At 47.9% G+C, this 19733-nt stretch carries 9 protein-coding genes; 8 read left to right on the plus strand and 1 reads right to left on the minus strand.

Translation table 11 applies throughout. The annotated features are described in order from the left end of the window. Nucleotides 1-16 precede the first annotated feature (16 nt). From E7588_06565 to E7588_06590, 6 genes are all read left to right on the plus strand, one after another. The gene (locus E7588_06565) at nt 17-460 is read left to right on the plus strand and encodes a dUTP diphosphatase (GenBank protein ID MBE6688924.1); all 444 of its coding nucleotides are present in this window, start codon (nt 17-19) and stop codon (nt 458-460) included. A gap of 248 nt (nt 461-708) precedes the next feature. Then, nucleotides 709-1335, plus strand: coding sequence for an aminoacyl-tRNA hydrolase (locus E7588_06570; GenBank protein ID MBE6688925.1), 627 nt, complete (start codon nt 709-711; stop codon nt 1333-1335). Continuing rightward, the gene (mfd, locus tag E7588_06575) at nt 1332-4919 is read left to right on the plus strand and encodes a transcription-repair coupling factor (protein ID MBE6688926.1); all 3588 of its coding nucleotides are present in this window, start codon (nt 1332-1334) and stop codon (nt 4917-4919) included. The genes E7588_06570 and mfd overlap by 4 nt, the downstream gene beginning before the upstream one ends. 1 nt (nt 4920) lies before the next feature. Then, nucleotides 4921-5436 (plus strand): XRE family transcriptional regulator, encoded by a 516-nt coding sequence (locus E7588_06580; GenBank protein ID MBE6688927.1) that lies wholly within the window; start codon nt 4921-4923, stop codon nt 5434-5436. A gap of 24 nt (nt 5437-5460) precedes the next feature. Continuing rightward, the gene (locus E7588_06585; protein ID MBE6688928.1) at nt 5461-6504 is read left to right on the plus strand and encodes a DUF4062 domain-containing protein; all 1044 of its coding nucleotides are present in this window, start codon (nt 5461-5463) and stop codon (nt 6502-6504) included. A gap of 1 nt (nt 6505) precedes the next feature. After that, on the plus strand, nt 6506-7279 hold the full coding sequence (locus tag E7588_06590; GenBank protein ID MBE6688929.1) for an inositol monophosphatase: 774 nt from the start codon (nt 6506-6508) through the stop codon (nt 7277-7279). A gap of 687 nt (nt 7280-7966) precedes the next feature. Here E7588_06590 and E7588_06595 read toward each other — a convergent pair. Continuing rightward, nucleotides 7967-8620 (minus strand): hypothetical protein, encoded by a 654-nt coding sequence (locus E7588_06595; GenBank protein ID MBE6688930.1) that lies wholly within the window; start codon nt 8618-8620, stop codon nt 7967-7969. Between the two features lie 358 nt (nt 8621-8978). On the opposite strand from E7588_06595, the gene E7588_06600 reads away from it, so the two are divergent. Next, nucleotides 8979-14171 carry an SGNH/GDSL hydrolase family protein gene (locus tag E7588_06600; protein ID MBE6688931.1) on the plus strand — a complete coding sequence of 1731 codons (5193 nt, stop codon included), beginning with the start codon at nt 8979-8981 and terminating at the stop codon, nt 14169-14171. A gap of 403 nt (nt 14172-14574) precedes the next feature. Then, nucleotides 14575-19623, plus strand: a complete 5049-nt coding sequence (locus tag E7588_06605; protein MBE6688932.1) for an SGNH/GDSL hydrolase family protein — start codon at nt 14575-14577, stop codon at nt 19621-19623. Nucleotides 19624-19733: the final 110 nt, after the last annotated feature.

Below are 19733 nucleotides of genomic sequence, written 5' to 3' on the forward strand. Positions count from 1 at the left end.
AAGCATGAGGTGTAAGATGGAAATAAAGATAAAAAAATTAAACGAAAGCTGTATTTTGCCCCAATATATGACCGAGGGTGCGGCGGCGATGGATGTGTATGCCTGCATTGAAAGTGAAATTGTGATACAGCCCCGTCAAAGAGTGCTTGTCCCCACCGGCTTTGCGGTAGGAGTGCCGTCGGGCTATGCGGCAATTTTGTGCGCACGCAGCGGACTTGCTTACAAAAACGGCATAGGACTTGCCAACGGCATAGGCGTTATCGACAGTGATTACAGAGGCGAGGTCAAGGCGGCGCTTGTCAATAATTCCGATGTGCCCTTCACGGTTGAAAAGGGCATGAGAATAGCCCAGATGATGATAATTCCGGTGGCGGTGTGCACACTTACGCAGGTTGACGAGCTTGAAGAAACCGACCGCGGTGCAGGCGGCTTCGGCTCTACGGGAACAACAAAAAATTAATTTGCAATTCGCAATTTGCAATGCGCAATTAAGGAAATTTTTCGCTAAAGCGAAAAATAATTTTAAATAAAAATGCTTTTTACTTGAAATAACAGACAAAACATCTATAAAACTTATTATTTATATTCAGTTTATTTTGGAGATTTTGCGTAGCAAAATCAACATCAATTGCGCATTGCGCATTGCGAATTGCGAATTGCAGAGCGAAGCGCATTGCGAATTTGAAAACGAAAGGATAACTGTAAATAATGGCAGACATATTTGACCTCTTCAAGAAAATAGAAACACCAAAGACACCGCCCATGCCTGTGGAATATATTATTGCGGGGCTGGGCAATGTGGGTGCAAAATACACCCGCACGCGCCATAATATCGGCTTTATGACGCTGGATTATATCGCTCAGAAAAAGGGCTTTAAAATAAATAATTTCAAATTCAAGGCGATGACGGCGGATGTGAATTTCGGCTCAAAGAGAGTTTTGTTCATGAAGCCCGAGACCTTTATGAACAATTCGGGTGAGGCTGTGCGCGAGGCGGCGGATTTCTACAAAATCCCCCCCGAGAATATTGTTATAATATTTGATGACATAAGCCTGGAGCCGGGCAAGCTGCGTATAAGAAGAAAAGGCTCGGACGGCGGTCACAACGGTATAAAATCAATAATATACCACCTTTCAAGCGACGCCTTCCCCCGCATAAAAATGGGAGTGGGCGCCAAGCCCCATCCCGACTACGATTTGGCGGACTGGGTGCTTTCGGAATTTTCCAAAGAGGATGCCGAGGCGATATATCCCCGCTTTCAGGACGCGTGTGACGCGCTTGAAATGATGCTGTCGGGAGAAATCGATAAGGCTATGGGTAAATTTAATTCATGAAATTCATACTGGATGCAATGCACGGAGAAAAGGAGTATAACTCCCTTGTCTCCACACTTAAAAACGAAAAAAATCCGCTTCTTGTCACGGGGCTTGCACAGGGCGCAAAAAGTGCGTTCTGCGGTGCGCTGTACCGTGACATGGGTAAAAAGACGGTAATATTCGTGCCGGACGAAAAGGATGCGCGTACACTGTACGGTGAGCTGGAGGCAATATGCCCGCGCATACTGCTTTTTCCCGCGCGCGATTTTGCGCTGGCGTCCTACGAGGTGTCTTCTCACGACTTCGAGTATCAGCGTCTTTCTGCACTTTACGCGGCGGCTACGGGAGATTACGATATACTCATCACCACCATCGAGGCGGCATGTCAGCGTACTGTCCCCAAAGACGTGCTTTTGGGCATGAGCTGTAAAATAGAGCGCGACTGCGACTATTCCATGACCGATTTGTGCGAAAAAGCGGTGAAAATGGGTTACAGCCGTACCGAGCTTGTAGAGGGCGAGGGCCAGTTTTCCGCGCGCGGCGGTATTATGGATATTTTCGTTCCGGGTCAGCAAAGTCCCGTGAGAATAGAATTTTTCGGGGATACGGTGGACCGTATCTGCCGTTTTGACGTGCTTACCCAGCGCGGATTTGAAGACCTTACCGAGGTAATACTTCTGCCTGCGGGCGAGGTGGTTATATCCGGGGAGGCGAGAATACGCATTGCTGAGGCGCTTAAAAAGGCACGCAGTAAAAAGAATTCCGATGCGGACGCCATAACACATGAAATCGGAAAAGTAGAGGGCGGACTCAGCTTTGCCCACGACTTCTATATAGACCTTATCTACCCCCAAAAAGCGGCAATGCTGGACTATCTTGACAGCCCGCTGTGTATACTTCTGTCGGGTGATGTGCAAAAGGAAAGGCTTATTGCCGCGGATAAATTCATACGTGAAACTCTTAATGAAATGATTTGCGAGGGCAAGGGATCGGCTATACCCGATAAACTGGAGCTTATTTACCCCTACGAGCTGTTTTGCGACTACATAAAGGGCGAAAAGACGGTTATTGCGGACAATTTCATGCATACCGTAGACGAATTCCCCTTAAGCGGTGTGTTTTCCTTTACCACCCGTCCCGTGTCTCCCTTCGGGGATAATCTCGGTATTATGCTGGAGGATATCGAGGCATATATCGAAAGCGGTTTTAAAATTGCGGTAAGCTGTGAAAACACCGCCGAGGCGGAAAATACATTTTCCATTCTGGAGGAGCGGGGCATACACTGCCACATGGTTACTCCCGAGGATGACCTGACTCCCGGTGTGCCTGCCATTATGGTGGCGCAAAACGAGGGAAAAAGAGTGGTAAGCATCAAAAACGGGTTTGAGCTTAATACTTCAAAGTTCGTGCTTCTCACCAATAATGCCGAGGCATGGGCAGGCTCCCGCGATAAGCGCAGACCATCCTCCAAAAAGAGTGCCAAGGAAAGAATCCTGTCCTATTCCGACCTTAATGTGGGGGACTACGTGGTGCACATCAACCACGGTATCGGTATTTACGACGGCATACAGACCATGGAATTTGACGGTGCCGTAAAGGACTTTATAAAGCTTCGCTATGCAGGCACCGACGTTTTGTATGTGCCCTGCAGTAACCTTGATACCATTTCCAAATACATCGGCTCAAAGAGCGACGACGAGGGCGGTGTCAAGCTGACAAAGCTCAGCGGTAACGAATGGCACAAGACCAAGGCAAAGGTAAAAAGCGGTGCGCAGGATATTGCAAAACAGCTTATCGAGCTGTATGCACAGCGCAGAAAAATGAAGGGCTATGCCTTTTCGCCCGACACCCCCTGGCAAAAGGAATTTGAGGACGCCTTTGAGTACCGCGAGACGGACGCACAGCTTCGCAGTGTTGAGGAAATCAAAAAGGACATGGAAAGCGAAATACCCATGGACAGACTTTTGTGCGGAGATGTTGGCTTTGGTAAGACCGAGGTTGCCATGCGCGGAATTTTCAAGTGCGTAATGGACGGTAAGCAGGCGGCAATTCTTGTGCCCACCACCATTCTTGCATGGCAGCACTACAAAACCCTGCTGACCCGCTTCAGAGGCTTCCCCGTGAAAATAGATATGCTGTCCCGTTTCCGCACCAAAAAACAGCAGGACAAGACCGTTTCCGACATGAAAAAGGGTCTTGTTGATATTGTCGTGGGAACGCACAGGCTTATACAAAAGGACGTGCAGTTTTCAGATTTAGGCTTTCTTGTGGTGGATGAGGAACAGCGCTTCGGTGTCACCCATAAGGAAAGGCTTAAGGAAATTTCAAAAAATGTGGACGTGCTTACCCTGTCTGCAACTCCTATTCCCCGAACGCTTAATATGGCGCTCAGCGGAATAAGGGATATGTCGCTTCTGGAGGAAGCGCCCGGCGACCGTTTTCCGGTGCAGACCTACGTTATGGAGCATGATATTGCCATACTTGCCGAGGCTATCCGCCGCGAGGTAAGAAGAAGCGGTCAGGTGTTTTATCTTCTCAATGACATCGACCTTCTGGAACGGCGCGCCTACGACATCAAAAAACGTCTGCCCGACGTTAATATCGCCACCGCCCACGGTAAAATGAACCGTGAGGAGCTGAGTGAGATATGGCGTCAGATGATAGAGGGCGAAATAGATATTCTTGTGTGTACAACCATTATCGAAACGGGAGTTGACGTGCCCAACGCCAACACGCTGATAATAGAAAATGCCGATAAAATGGGGCTCAGCCAGCTTCACCAGATACGCGGACGAATAGGACGAAGCAACCGCAAGGCATATGCATATCTGACCTACCGCAAGGGCAAGGAGCTGAGCGAAATCGCAACCAAAAGGCTCACTGCCATACGCGCCTATACCGAATTCGGCTCGGGCTTCAAAATCGCCATGCGCGACCTTGAGATACGCGGCGCGGGCAACCTTCTGGGTGCACAGCAGCACGGACATATGGACATTGTGGGCTATGAAATGTACATAAAGCTTCTGGACGAAGCGGTACGTGAACTCAAGGGCGAGGCACCCGAAAAGAAGAAAGAGGACACCACGGTGGACCTTTCGCTGGATGCCTTTATCCCCAAGGACTACATCACCTCTCCCGAAATACGCATAGATATATACAAAAAAATCTCCGTTCTCGAAACGGAGGAGGAGTCCATGGACCTTATCGACGAGCTTATCGACCGCTTCGGAGATATACCCCGCGAGGTGGGAAATCTTATTGCGGTGTCGCTTATACGAAAGACGGCATCCGACTGCGGTATTAAAAAGATCGTGCAGTCGGGTCAGCTTATACATATGTATCTGGACGAGTTCGAGCTTCAGCCCATTTCGGACCTGGTGGACAGATACCCGCCCGGACGGCTTTCGATATCGCTTAAGGGCGATCCGTTTTTGCTTTACAAGCTTCCCCCCGCACCGCTTACACCCGCACGTGCTAAGCCCGTAAAGGAGGACAAGCGCAAAAAGCTGGCGGAGTTTGAACAGCTTTTAAAGGACTATTACGAGATAATTCGGGAGTTCAACGGCAAAAATGCTCCGTCCCGGGACGGGGAAGGAGAATAAAATGGCACAAAAAGAGAACATCTACAAAGAGGCGAGAAGAAGGATAGTGGAAAAGAATTCTGCATCCGCATCTCCCGCCGAAAGAGCAGGCGCTCACGAATTGTCCAGTCTGGAAAGGGCACAGGATGTACTTATGATAGAGCGTTCGCGGCTTTCCCAGATAGAAAATTCCCACGTAGCGCCGTATCCCGACGAGGTGGTGGCTATGGCAAAGGCATACCGCGCACCCGAATTGTGCAATCACTACTGCGCCCATCAGTGCCCCATAGGCGAATATACCCCCACACCCGAGCTGTTGTACGGCGACCTTAACGAAATATCCGTAAGGCTCATGTCGTCACTGCATTTTTTGCAGGAATCCGCACCTCTGATATATAAAGTGCTGGAGGACGGTAAGGTCAACCCCGACGAGCGGGAAGCCTTTTCAAAAATCACGGACACCCTCAGAAAGCTTTCATACAGTGCGGCTTCCCTTGAATTGTGGGCACGTAAAAACGGCCTTGGAGACGGGGAATAGGGCTGTAAAAAGAAAGGACGTAAAATGAGTAAAATATACACCGCGTTTATTTCCTCGGCGTATGAAAGTCTTAAGGACGAGCGTGCCAAGGTTATAAATACACTTCTTGATTTTCGCATACTGCCAATCGGAATGGAGCACTTCACCGTGCCCAGCAACGGAAATTTTGATGCAATAAAACCGCTTATCGACGAATCGGACGTTTTCATTCTGCTTTTCGGCGGACAGTACGGCTCGTGCGATTCGCAGGGTGTGTCTTACACCGAGCTGGAATATGACTATGCCCTGAAAAAAAACAAGCACATTGTCGCCATTGCCTGCGACGAAATGGTGATGCTTCTGGAAAAGAATGAAGAGGAGCTTACCGATGACGAAAACAAGCAACGCAAATTCTATGCCAAAAGCGGCATGGCGCGCAAGGTTTCTCCCGATCTTTCAATAAGAACAATCATCACCCAGTTTCTCACCACTAATAATATACTTTCAAAATGCATCGGCTGGACACGCACCGAGGATGAAGGCATCGACCCTGCGGCATTGGAAAAATGGCGCGAAAAGCACAAGGCGTACAATTTTTCGGGCAAGTGGTATCATGTTCATCTGAGTAACGTGGACGAGGATTACATACGTGTGGGCACCATTACCGTTGAGCAGGATTTTACCCCCGTAAATTACCTTAAGCTGAAGCTGACGGGCAAAAATTACAATGTGCTGTTTTACGACAGTGATAAAAAAATACTGTATGAGGACGATGATAAATATTCCCGCTTTACAGGTGAATATAATTTAGATACCGAGGGCAAAATTTCGGGGCGGTACAATTCACGCAGGTTTTTCACGGGCAAATTCGGCTCCCAGCCCGTCAATGACGAGCCCTGCAACGGCAGACATGAGTTTTTCTTCACGCCCGACGAGGACGAGGAGACAGTACGTCTGGACGGCGAATACCGCGACGAAGCACCCTCCTTCAAATACGGCAAATTGTTTATTTTCCGCGATATAAATAAAAGAAACGAATTCCTTTTGTCCCGACGGGGTGACAGAATAGAAAAGAAAAAGGGTGAATGATATGAATTATCAGGCTATTATCGATATGGTTATAAAGGCGTCGGAGTTCGCTCTGGACGGCAGTCTTTCGGGCAGTGTTGATATGAAGGGCAGTGCGGATTTTGTCACTGCGGCAGATTTGAAGATAAGCGCATATGTAAAAGAACAGCTTAAAACTCTTTCCCCCGGCTCGGGCTTTATGAGCGAAGAGGAGCAGTCCGATCCCGGCAGTGAATACTGGATTCTCGACCCTGTGGACGGAACCACCAATCTGGTGTACGGCTATGGCATGAGTTCGGTATCGCTGGCGCACTTTGACGGCGAAAAAGTGGATTTCGGTGTCATATACAATCCCTTCAATAAGGAGCTTTTTACCGCAAAATCGGGTGAGGGAGTTTATCTCAACGGCAAAAAAGTACCCCCTGCACCCGACAGACAGCTTTCCGACTGCATTATCGAGTTCGGCGCCGGTTCCACATGCAAGCAATACACCGAGCAGAGCTTTGCCGTGGCAAAAGAGGTCTTTACAAACTGTCTTGACCTGCGCCGTATCTGCTCCACTGCACTTGCCATCGCCTATGTTGCCTGCGGAAGAATCAACGGCTACTTCGAGCGTGTTATAAAGCCCTGGGATTATGCCGCCGCTTCCCTTATGCTCAAGGAGTGCGGATGCGTGTGCTCCGACTGGAATTCAAAGCCTGTTCCTTACCACCGCTGTTCCTCCAGCTATGTGTGCGGAACGCCCAAGGCATACGATTTTCTTGTAAAGACCATTCAGAAGTACGATAACAAATGAAAAATGCGGACAATGTCCGCATTGCGCATTACAAAAACCCGCAGACAATGGCGTGATACTCTTAACGGAGTATCACGCCAACTCTATTCGCCTCTGGCGAGTGATATTGCTTCGCAGTGATATTCGGCTTACGCCGAGTGGTATTCGCTGCGCGAGTTTGAAAGGCGAATAGAATATCACTGTGAACAATATCACTTCCCGCAAGGGAAATACCACTCTTTGCGAAGCAAAGAATTTCACTCACATATAAAGCAGAAAAGAGAGAGTCTTACGGAAGTGTTTCCGTATTTCTCTCTCTTCTGTTTTTATTGCCAGTTTCGCATTTGTTTTACAAATGCACAGGTCTTTGCCCATACCCTTATTTTATTTCTCCGATAAGGACATCACCCTATGTCTGCGGGTTCAGACTGTCGAGAAAGCCGTGATACCGCGACGGAAATAAATTATATTTCAAAAAAACGCAAATAAAGCAAAAAACAAATTAACAGCAGGTGATACATCGAATATCACCTGCTGTTTGTCGCTTTTTGCCGCTTCAAGCCTTACCGTACCTTTGTACGCCGACAGGCTTAAATCAGCAAAATATCCCTGACTTTTCGAAAGTCTCACAGTGTGTCGACAGGTTTATCGACACACAAAAACCCGCAGACATTGTCTGCGGGTTTTTCCATGTTTTTATCATTTAACTTATTCGATTGTGTAAACCAGTCCGACGGTGTCCAGAAAATCGGTGAGAGTGCGTTCGCCGTTTCTGATAAATGTCGCCCGCGCCTGTATCGCCTTGTCAATTTCATCAAAGGCAACGAAAACGGAATAATCTCCGTCATATGTGAGTATCAGAGCAAATTCGCCCTCAAAATCCGCCCTCTTTTCAAATTCCGCCACAGAGGTCAGCGCGGTGGTTGCCGCAAGAGTGTTTTTGCCGTAGGAAGCATTGTGGCTTGCCGCAAAGGAGGTAAGCGGAAATTCGCCTGATTTGTAAAGAGCGGTAAATTCGTCTTCCTTCAAGCCCTCGATGGTTTTCTGCTTGTCGGGGGTGAGAAGCTTTATATCAACGGGGGAAGAATAATCATTCTGAGCTATGGCTGTAAAAATATCGCGTATTTCTCCGCTCCGGGCAATGGCTTCGACCAAGTCCTTATCGGCTGCTGCCGCTGCGGAGTTCTGCGCAAGTGCAACGGCGATGTCGGAATAGCTCATATTTTTATCGTCGATTTGGGTGCTCACCAAAACAGAGGTCGGGCCGTCTGCTCCGCCTATTACTCCGATTGTGGAATTATTACATGAACAGAGCGCCGCAAGGGTAAATATCAATGCAAGCGCTGCGATTGTTTTTTTCATTGAAGTACCTCCGTTGAGTTTGGTGTTTAGACGCCGTTTATACGTAAAAAGTTCCGAAATTTACATTACCACTCATTTTATCACAAAATCCGCGTTTTGTCAAGTGTTGTGCTCTGCCGATGGGTAATTTGGGTTAAAAAGGATTGACGAAGTGAATTTTGCCGCAAAATGCAGTTTTTTTGTTTATTTGCATATAAAATTTACATCAAAAGTATAAAATAACGTTCAAAATATATTGACTTTGCTGTAAATTTATGATACAATGATTGTAAGTATAATGTAAAATTTGAGCCGAAAGTACCGATAATTTTGTGACTGCGGTATAATGACGTGATTGCAATTTCCACATGCGGTACAAATGAGTTTTGACAGTTCTATATATTGTGTTTATACTTGCTGTGGAGTGCTTCCGCAGTGCCCTTTTTACGCGGTTCAGCCGCTTTACATAAATTGTTTTTCAAAATTATATCCTAAAAGGAGAAAAATCATGAAAAAGTTATTTGCACTTCTTCTTACCGTGCTGATGCTCATGAGCCTTACGGCTGTTGCTGTTGTTGCAACAGGGGAAAGTCAGGCAAAGGCACCCATTGTCTTCAGATTCAATAATGAAGATATGCTGGAGAACTGGTACAACGCATACGGCGGCGGCTTCAAGGCCGATTATAAAATAGTCGACGGTGTTGCATCGGTTGACGGCTGTTCCACCGACGGACACGGCGTTGTTGCGTTTTCCTACCGCTTCAATAACGGCGATGTGAGCTTTAAGCTGACCGATTATCCCGTTGTAAAGGCAAAATACAAAATAGACACAAGCTATACAGGCGGTGCCTGCCAGTTCTATATATGGACGCCCGACAAGCTGGCAGTTTCGGAAAAAAAGTATTTTCTGAGCGCCCCCTCTGCCACCAAAAATCAGTGGGTTACATACACCCGCGATTTCAGTCAGGATGCTGATTTTGCCGGCTTTGACGGCGTACTCGACAGCACCAGAAGCTTTGAGTTGTGGTACAGATATCACGAGGAGGAAATCCCCGTTACCACTCAGGTAGAATACATAGCATTCTTCCCCGATAAGGCAAGCGCGGATGCTTTTGACGCGGTAAACCCCGCCGTTCAGGGCTCCTCCGACGCATATATGCCTTACTATACCGATGTAAACGGAATATTTACCGCAGTTCAGACCGCTGTTGATGCGGCAGAGGGAGTCGCCGACATAGACGCGGCTAAGACTCTGGTGCAGAATGCATACAATACCGCACTTGCGGCAAATACCCCAGAGGGTATGGTGCTGGATACCAAGTTCACCGCATACAGAAATCTGGAAAATACCAAGTTCATCGTTAAGGCTTCCGTTACCGAGACCTCTTCACCCATTGAAGCCCGCCTTATTACCGAAAAGAGCTTTGAGGTGGCAAAGAAAGACGCGGCAGAGGGAAGCGATGATTCTGTTATTTTCCGTTTCAATAACGAAGATATGCTTAAGGACTGGTACAACGCATACGGCGGCGGCTTCAAGGACGATTACAAAATAGTGGACGGCGTTGCATCGGTTGACGGCTGTTCCACCGACGGATACGGTGTCGTTCCCTTCTCCTATTCTTTTGCAAAAAGCGGCAAGAGATTTAATCTGGCTGATTATCCCCATGTAAAGGTAAAATACAAGATTGCCACCGAATATACGGGCGGTTCTTCTCAGCTTTATCTGTGGAAGGCAGATCCCGACGGCTCATATTTCCTCGGCTCGCCCTCCGCGGCAAAGAACAAGTGGAATACTTATTACTATGCTGTTACGGGTGCCGGACAGGCGTTGAGAGAAAACAGAAGCTTTGAGTGGTGGTACAGAGGTCATGATAAGGAAATCCCCGTTACCACTTCACTGGAGTATATCGCATTCTTCCCCGACAAGGCAAGCGCAGATGCTTTTGACGCGGCTAACCCCACCGTTCAGGGCTCTTCCGACGCATATTTGCCTTACAAGGCTGTTGGTGAGGAGTTTATTGCGAAAATCAGGGAAGAGGCGGCAAAGGCTACTGCCGCTGTAAAGAGCGCCGATGAGGCAAAGGCGGCTGTTAAAGCGGCTGCTGACAAGGTTATTGCCGACAGTCAGATAGACCCTGCACAGATAAGCTATACCGTAGGCGAAGCCAAAGAAGTAACCGGCGGCTACGCGGTAGAGGTTGAGATTGCTGTGGGACCCAAGGAGACCCGCAGCTATGTAACAGGTGAAATTGCTGTAAGCGATAATATCCCCGCACCTGTTATCTGGCGCTTCAATAATCAGGAAATGGTTGATTTGTGGAGCCTTTACCACGGAAAGGGTGAAAACACTCTTGCTGACGGTGTTATGAGAACCAACTTTACTTCCAATGACACCGCAAACGTAACCGACCTGTACTACCGCGGCGACTCTATTCCCGAGGAATACCGTGTTGACCTTGACAATTATCCTTATATCAAGGCAAAATTCAAATATGACGGAGAACTGGCAAGCAGTGCCGTTCATATGTACATGTACAATACCGCCAGCACAGGCACACCTTACTTTACACCTACTTACGGTGATTCCGGTGTATGGCACACTGCAAAGATAGATGCAACATCTACCGCAATCAAAAAATCCGGTTCCACCGGTGAGGTTACTTACGGCGGAGACCTTAAAAAGTTCGGCTTCTGGTTCTGGCACAAAGGAAGCGGTTCCTCCGACATCGAATACATCGCCTTCTTCCACAAGGACGACAAGGCGGCATGGGAAGCGTTTGACACCGCAGAAGGCGTTGCAAGTACCACTGCGGGCACCTCCGACAAATTCCTGCCTTACTATAATGAAATAAATGCCATTGCAGATGCAGGTGCGGCGGCTGTTGCGGCTGATGACACCAAATATCCTACTTATGACAAGGCGGCAAGTGCTATTGAGGCTATGTTTAAAGCCGAGGCGGCAAAGCTCGGAAATATTGATGTAAACGATGTTACCGTAACCGCCGAAGCGATTACCAAGGCAGAAACCGAGGCGACCTACAAGGTTAGCGTATATACAGGCTCCGTTGAGGCACGTGTAATTGCTACCGAGACCGTAAAGGCGAACATAAGAAGCTCTGTTGTATGGCACTTCGGCAACCCCGACTTTATCAAGAAGCTTTCTCCCGGCGCGGCGGAATTTTCCGTAGGTGTTGAAAACGGCAATGTTTTCATGCACGGCGTGAGAACCAATACTGCAGATAACTTCAACTTCACATACAGCGGCATAAATAACGACCACGATATCGAGCTTTCCGATTATCCCATCGTTGCTGTACGTTGCCGTTCCGACAAAGGCGGTACACTTCAGTTCTATTTTGCTACCACCACCTCGGGTAACACAGGCGCGACCTCTTCCTTCCGCCGTGAAAGCAGTCATAACGGCACGGGCGAGTGGCAGACTGTTTATATCGATACCGCGAAGGTTGACCAGTACGGCGCATGGTCGGGTAAGCTGACTTACCTCAGAACCGACATGATGAGATTCGGCGGAAACTTCGTTGCCGGTCAGTACACCGATGTTGACTATATCGGCTTCTTCGCTACAATGGAGGACGCTCAGGCTTATACCAAGAAGGTGGAGGGCGATACCGCCAAGGTTGATGCGGCTATCGACCTTGTTGAGGATGCACTCAACACCGATTACACCGACGTAAGCACCAAGGAAGATGCCGAAACAAGAATTTCCGAAATTCTTTCCGCAATTCCCGAGGATGTTCATACAAAGGTTGAGCTTGTGGGCTATGAAACCACCGACCCCACCATCAAGGACGATACAGTAGGATATTATAAGTTCAGAGTATTCTTTATCAACGGTCCCACAACAAGTGCGGCTGTAAAATATGTGGACTGTCTGTTCAGACTTATGCCACAGGTTGAATTCACCGTTCTGGGTGCACAGATAAGAGAATATGTTTCCGAAGCTGTTCCTCAGGGCTTGAGATTCGGCGTTAAGCTGAACAAGGCTCTCTGGAAGGACGTTGACGTTACTAACGTTTCCTACGGTATGGTCGTTGCTCCCGTAAGGTTTGCGGCACACGGTCTTACTCTGGAGACTCCCAATGCGGTAAACGTTCCCGCCAAGAACATTTTTGCCGAAACACCCGACGAAATCACCTACACCGCTGTTGTTACGAATATTCCCGAATCCGAAAACAGCACACAGGTAGCGGCAAGAGCATATGTTAAATATACTTTTGCAGGAGAGGATTATACCGTGTACGCAGATTCCACCAAGATACGCAGTGTAAACGACGTTAAAAATCTTTCCGGAGAGGGCTACGAGGAATATCCTCAGCTTCTCGGAAATGTAACCTACGACCGCGAGACCTGGATGACTCCTTTCTGGGAAGGTAACACTGTTTACCACGAGCTGTTCTGGCCCGTAATGCCCGACGGCGCAGACGAGAACGATGACCTTGTTATCGACCTTCTGTACACCATAAGCGACGTTATCGTTGTTAAAAACGGTACTCACACCAAGGACTATTACGAGGGCAAGGACTATTATGTAAACGAAAACGGTCAGCTGGTTATCCCCGCAGGCTCCGATATAAAGAGAATGCCCTTTGAGGAATATGTTTCCGACACTCCCAAGGTTGTTGTGGGTGCAATGAACGGCACAAGATATGAGTATAAGAAGATAAGCACCGATCTGCCCGAATATGCGGATTATGTAGGCAAATATCTGTACTTCACCGAGGGCGCGGAAATTCAGGCTGCTCACCAGTATTCAATTTCCTACCGCCACACCGCAGAGTGGGACGAAAACGCAACTTTGCCCGCATATGAAGAAGATGCACTGCCCCGCACACGTCAGATGCTTGCCAACAAGGAAGCAATAAATATCGGCTACTTCGGCGACAGTATCACCGCAGGCGGTAACCAGACCGGCTCCTTCGGCGTTTCCCCCAATACCCCGCACTGGAGAAATGTTATTGCCACAACCCTTGAATCCATGTACGGCTACACCGAGGGCGGCAATCGTATTTACGTCCGCAGTGAAGCCCACGGCGGTATGACCTCTCAGTGGGGACGTAACGGCGGCGGTACAAATGTAATTGCAAATGACCCCACCATTCCCGACGGCTATGCGGCTCACAGATTTGCCGCAAATACCTCTTATGCCAACAAGAACGGTATTCCCGACCTGTTCATTCTCGCATTCGGTATGAATGACGAGGGACGTTCTCCCGCTGACTTCAAGGCTAATAACAAAAATATTGTTGAGCAGATTCTTACTCTCAATCCCAACTGTGAATTCGTGCTTGTTTCCACCTCGATGCCCAATCCGCTTTGGTCAACCACCAAGTGCCGTACCCAGTACGAGGCGGCGCTTGAAGAGCTGGTTACCGAAATGAGAGCCGAGGGTGTTAATATCGACGTTGCAAACCTCCAGGGTATGCACAAGTACTTCCTCACCAAAAAGGAATACCGCGATATGACAGGTAATAACATGAACCACCAGAACGACATGCTCAGCCGTCTGTATGCACAGACCATCGTTACCACCATTGCAGGTGAATGCAAATAAAATAATGCACAATTAATAAAAATCCCCGTTTTACGGGGATTTTTATTTTTTGTTATACCTTGCGTATGAAAGATTACCCTTGCAATTTATTTATCGTAAAATATTTAATATAAAATCCGTCAAAAGTTGAAAATAACGTTTAAAATGTATTGACTTTGCTGTAAAATTATGATACAATAATTGTAAGTATAATGTAAAATTTGCTCCAAAAGTACCGGTGCTTTTGTAATCACAGCATGTAGCTGTGATTATGAATACTTTATGCGGTGCTTTGTTGTTGCGACAGTTCTATATATTGTATTTTATACTTGCTGTGGAGTACTTCCGCAGTGTCCTTTTTACGCGGTTCAGCCGCGTTTACATAAATCATTTTTCAAAATTATATCCTAAAAGGAGAAAAATCATGAAAAAGTTATTTGCACTTCTTCTTACCGTGCTGATGCTCATGAGCCTTACGGCTGTTGCTGTTGTTGCAACAGAGGGCACAGAGGGCGAAGAAGAAACCCCCGCGCCTATCATTTTCAGATTTAACAATGAAGATATGTTGGCAGATTGGGATAGTAGCGGTTGGTCGGCTTCACCCGACGATTTTGAAATCAGAGACGGTGTAGGTTATATCGAAGGCTTTTCTCAAGACGCACCAGCCATAGCGGCTTACACCTATAACGCAGGTGAAAATGTCCTCAATCTGGACGATTATCCTTTTGTTAAGGTAAAGTACAAGTGGGAAACTGCCCATACCGGCGGTCAGATACAGTACTATATGTACAATGCCAACGGCGATAATAACTTAAAGAGTTTGAGCGCAACAAAGAACACTTGGGTGGTGCAGTCTATCGATTACAGCACTTCTGCCACTTATGGCGGTTATGCAAGTGCCAAAAAAAGTATCGACTTTTGGTTCAGAGGAAACAAACAGGGAATAACAGGCTCATCACAGATTGAATACATAGCACTTTTCGCCACCAAGGCGGAAATGGATGCTTTTGACTCGGTAAATCCCACCGTTCAGGGCTCCTCCGATGCATATTTGCCTTACTACACCCAGGTAAATAATATCCTCACCGCAGTTCAGACCGCTGTTGACGGTGCACAGAATATCGAAACCGTTGATGCGGCTAAGACTTTGGTGCAGAATGCATACAATACCGCACTTGCGGCAAATACCGCAGAGGGTATGGTGCTGGATACCAAGTTCACCGCATACAGAAATATTGAAAACACCAAGTTTACCGTTAAGGTCTCCGTTACCGAGACCTCTTCCCCCGTTGAAGCACGCCTTGTTCTGAACAGAACCTTTGAAATTGCAAAGGCGGGTGCGGCAGAGGAGGGCGTAAAGCCTGTTATTTACCGCTTTAATAATGCGGAAATGCTGGGGGACTGGTATAAGAACCAGAACAAGGCTAACCCCGCTGTTATCAAGGACGGAGTGGCATTTACCGATAAGTTTCCATCGGAGAATGCCAGTGTCCATGATAACGGTATTGATGACCACAGACTGGATTTTGCCGAGGGCGAGTTGGATCTGAGAAAATATCCTTACTTTAAGCTTAAATATAAATGGTCCTCCGACGGCGAGACCGGTGCGCCTACTATCCAGGTATATTTCAATATGTACCCTTCCGGCAATCCTCACAAACAGACCAATCTTACCGGTGCAAACGACGGATTGTGGGGTACTGTCACATATGACATCAGCGGTGATGCTTATCAGGCTGCTCTGAAGCGTATTGACGTATGGTTCAGATACGGAAAAACCAATTCCAATACCGAGATTGAGTATGTAGCATTCTTCCCCGACAAGGCAAGCGCAGATGCTTTTGACGCTGCAAACCCCACCGTTCAGGGCTCATCCGACGCATATTTGCCTTACAAGACAGTTGCCGATGAGCTTCTTGCGGCAGTTAAAGCAGAGGTGGCAAAGAATACTGCCGTTGTAAAGAGTGCCGATGAGGCAAAAGCGGCTTTTAAGGCGGTCGTTGACAAGGTTATTGCCGACACTCAGATAGACCCTGCACAGATAAGCTACACCGTAGGCGAAGCCAAAGAAGTAACCGGCGGCTACGCGGCACAGATTGAGCTTGGCGCAGGTCCCAAGGAGACCCGCAGCTTTGTAAGCAGTGAAATTGCTGTAAGCGATAATATCCCCGCACCTGTTATCTGGCGCTTCAACAATCAGGAAATGATAGCGCTGTGGAGCAATAAGACATATAACAGAAATTCCTCCGAGTTGATTGATGGTGTTATGCACACCGTTTACGATACAGGAAAAGTTGTTGACGATCATTTCTACCGTACAAATGGTCAGAGCGGAGAGATGCCCGAGGAATACCAGTTCAGTCTTACCGATTTCCCTTATATAAAGGTAAAGTATAAGCACAGTGGTTCTGCAAGTGCTATTAGATTGCATTTATGGAACAGTACTTCCTCAGGAGATCCTTATGTAGGTTTTACGCCCGGAGCTACCGATACGTGGCAAACGAAATCATTTAACCTTGCCACCACAACAATCACCGGCGGAACAGCTACAGGAACTTTGAAACGTTTTTCTATGTGGTTCTGGAATGGTCAGAAGGAAGGTTCCTCCGACATCGAATACATCGCCTTCTTCCACAAGGACGACAAGGCGGCATGGGAAGCGTTTGACACCGTAGAAGGTGTTGCAAGCACCACTGCGGGCACCTCCGACAAATTCCTGCCTTACTATAATGAAATAAATGCCATTGCGGATGCAGGTGCGGCGGCTGTTGCGGCTGATGACAACAAATATCCTACCTATGACAAGGCTGCAAGGGCTATTGAGGCTATGTTTAAAGCCGAGGCGGCTAAGCTCGGAAATATTAATGCAAACGATGTTACCGTAACCGCCGAAGTACTCACCAAGGCAGAAACAGAGGCAACCTACAAGGTTACCGTATATACAGGCCCCGTTGAGGCACGTGTAATTGCTACCGAGACCGTAAAGGCAAACATAAAGAGCTCTTTTGTATGGCACCTCGGTAACCCCGACTTTATCAAGAAGCTTTCTCGCACCGCGGACGTGGCGCTTTCTATTGACGGCGAAAACGGAAGTACCTTTATGCATGCTCAGGCTAAAACTGAGAGGGACGGCGTGGCGATTGATAAAGGTGGTCTTGGCTATGACAACTTCAACTTATCATACAGCGATATAGATAAAGACCACGGCATCGAGCTTTCGGATTACCCCGTTGTTGCTATACGCTACCGTGCAAGCAAATCCGGTTCACATCAGCTCTACTACGGCACCGATGTTACCGGCAATACAGGCGCTTCCGGCAGTTTCTATCGCTCGGCTTCTCACAGCGGCGGCGCGGAATGGAAAACTCTGTATCTTGACAGCAACACGCAGGTTGCGGGCGCGTGGGCAGGTAAATTGAAATTCATACGTCTCGACTTTTTGAGATACAGCTATACCGAGGATGATTACGTTGATTTCGACTACATCGGTTTCTTCGCTACCATGGAGGACGCTCAGGCTTACACCAAGAAGGTAGAGGGCGATATCGCCAAGACCGCAAGTGCCGCGGCACTTGTTAAGGACGACCTTAACGGCTCGTACACCGACGTAAGCGACAAAACTGACGCGGAAAACAAGATTAATGACATTCTTTCCGTTATTCCCGAGGATGTACAGACTAAGGTTGAGCTTATCGGCTATGAAACCACCGACCCCACCGTTAAGGATGACTATTTGGGAAGCTACAAGTTCAGAGTGTTCTTCGTCAACGGACCCGTATACAGCGCGGCTGTAAGCTATGTTGACGGAAACTTCAAGCTTATGCCGGATGTACAGCTTACCGCTTTGGGCGCTCAGATAAGAGCGGGCGTTGAAAACGGCGCTCCCCAGGGTCTGAGATTCGGTACAACAATCAATAAGTCCATGTGGAAGGACGTTGACGTTACCGACATTTCTTACGGTACTGTTGTTATCCCCGCGAGAATGCTGGACGGCGAGCTTACTCTTGAAACCGAGGGTGCAAAGGACGTTCCCGCAGTTAATAAATTCAAGGAAACCGACACTGAGGTTACCTTTACTGCGGTTGTTACAAACATTCCCGACAAAGAGTACAACACTCAGATTGCCGCAAGAGCATACGCTAAGTACACCTTTGCGGGCGATGATTATGTTGTATACGCAGATTCCACCAAGATACGCAGTGTAAATGACGTTATTGACCTTTCCGGCGACGGCTACGAGGAATATCCTCAGCTCCTCGGAAATGTAACCTACGACCGCGCAACCTGGATGACTCCTTTCTGGGAGGGCAACACTGTTTACCATGAGCTGTTCTGGCCCGTAATGCCCGAGGGCGCAGACGAGGGCGATGACCTTGTTGTTGACCTTCTGTACCCCGTAAGCGACGTTATCGTTGTTAAAAACGGTACTCACACTCAGGACTATTACGAGGGCAAGGACTACTATGTAAATGCCGATGGTCAGCTGGTTATCCCAGCAGGCTCCGATATTTACAGAACACCCTTTGATGAATACATTTCCGATACCCAGAAGACCGTTGTGGGTGCAATAAGCGGAAACAGATGGGATTACAAGGCAATCAGCAGTACTTTGCCCGAGCACAGTCAGTATGCAGGCAAGTACATATACTACTCTGAGGGTGCGGAAATTCAGGCGACTTACCAGTACTCCATTTCCTACCGCCATACCGCAGAGTGGGACGAAAACGCACCTCTGCCCGCATATGAAGAAAATGCACTGCCCCGCACACGTGCAAAGCTTGCCAACAAGCAAGCAATAAACATCGGCTACTACGGCGACAGTATCACCGATTGCGGTAACCAGACAGGCTCCTTTGGTGTTTCCCCCAACACCATTCACTGGAGAGAGGCTGTTGCCAAGACTCTTGAAAATATGTACGGCTACACCGAGGGCGGCAACCGCATCAATGTACGCAGTAAGGCTGTTGGCGGCACAGGCTCCGGTTGGGGACGTAACGGCGGCGGAAGCTATGATTCCATTCCCAATGGATTCGCGGCATACAGATTTGCCGCTGATGCATCACAGCCCTACAACAACGGTATTCCCGACCTGTTCGTTCTTGCTTTCGGTATGAACGATGAGGGACTTACCCCCGAGACCTTCAAGGACAATATCAGCAACATCGTTGACCAGATTCTTACTCTCAACTCTCAGTGCGAATTTGTGCTTGTTTCCACCTCAATGTCTAACTCTCTGCTGGGCAAACGGACTAACCGTGAACAGTTTGAGTCGGTGCTCGAAGAGCTTGTTACCGAAAAGAGAGCCAAGGGTGTTAATATCGACGTTGCCAATGTTTCGAGTATGCACAAGTACTTCCTTACCATAAAGCCCTACCGCGATATGACGGGTAACAATGTAAACCACCAGAACGACATGCTCAGCCGTCTGTATGCGCAGACCATCGTTACCACCATCGCAGGAGAATGCAAATAAAATAATGAGCAATAAAGAAACCGCGGACATTTTGTCCGCGGTTTTCTTGTTCATCAATTAAAACCTGCTTGAAAAGGTATTGTGTTCTAAAGGACAGTTAAATGAGAAAA

This window comes from Oscillospiraceae bacterium, assembly GCA_015065085.1.
Taxonomy (GTDB): domain Bacteria; phylum Bacillota; class Clostridia; order Oscillospirales; family SIG627; genus SIG627.

Coding starts and splice junctions, on each gene's coding strand:
- E7588_06585 (MBE6688928.1), top strand. CDS start 5,461: ATGAGTAAAATATACACCGCGTTTATTTCCTCGGCGTATGAAAGTCTT.
- mfd (MBE6688926.1), top strand. CDS start 1,332: ATGAAATTCATACTGGATGCAATGCACGGAGAAAAGGAGTATAACTCC.
- E7588_06595 (MBE6688930.1), bottom strand. CDS start 8,620: ATGAAAAAAACAATCGCAGCGCTTGCATTGATATTTACCCTTGCGGCG.
- E7588_06605 (MBE6688932.1), top strand. CDS start 14,575: ATGAAAAAGTTATTTGCACTTCTTCTTACCGTGCTGATGCTCATGAGC.
- E7588_06590 (MBE6688929.1), top strand. CDS start 6,506: ATGAATTATCAGGCTATTATCGATATGGTTATAAAGGCGTCGGAGTTC.
- E7588_06580 (MBE6688927.1), top strand. CDS start 4,921: ATGGCACAAAAAGAGAACATCTACAAAGAGGCGAGAAGAAGGATAGTG.
- E7588_06570 (MBE6688925.1), top strand. CDS start 709: ATGGCAGACATATTTGACCTCTTCAAGAAAATAGAAACACCAAAGACA.
- E7588_06565 (MBE6688924.1), top strand. CDS start 17: ATGGAAATAAAGATAAAAAAATTAAACGAAAGCTGTATTTTGCCCCAA.
- E7588_06600 (MBE6688931.1), top strand. CDS start 8,979: ATGAGTTTTGACAGTTCTATATATTGTGTTTATACTTGCTGTGGAGTG.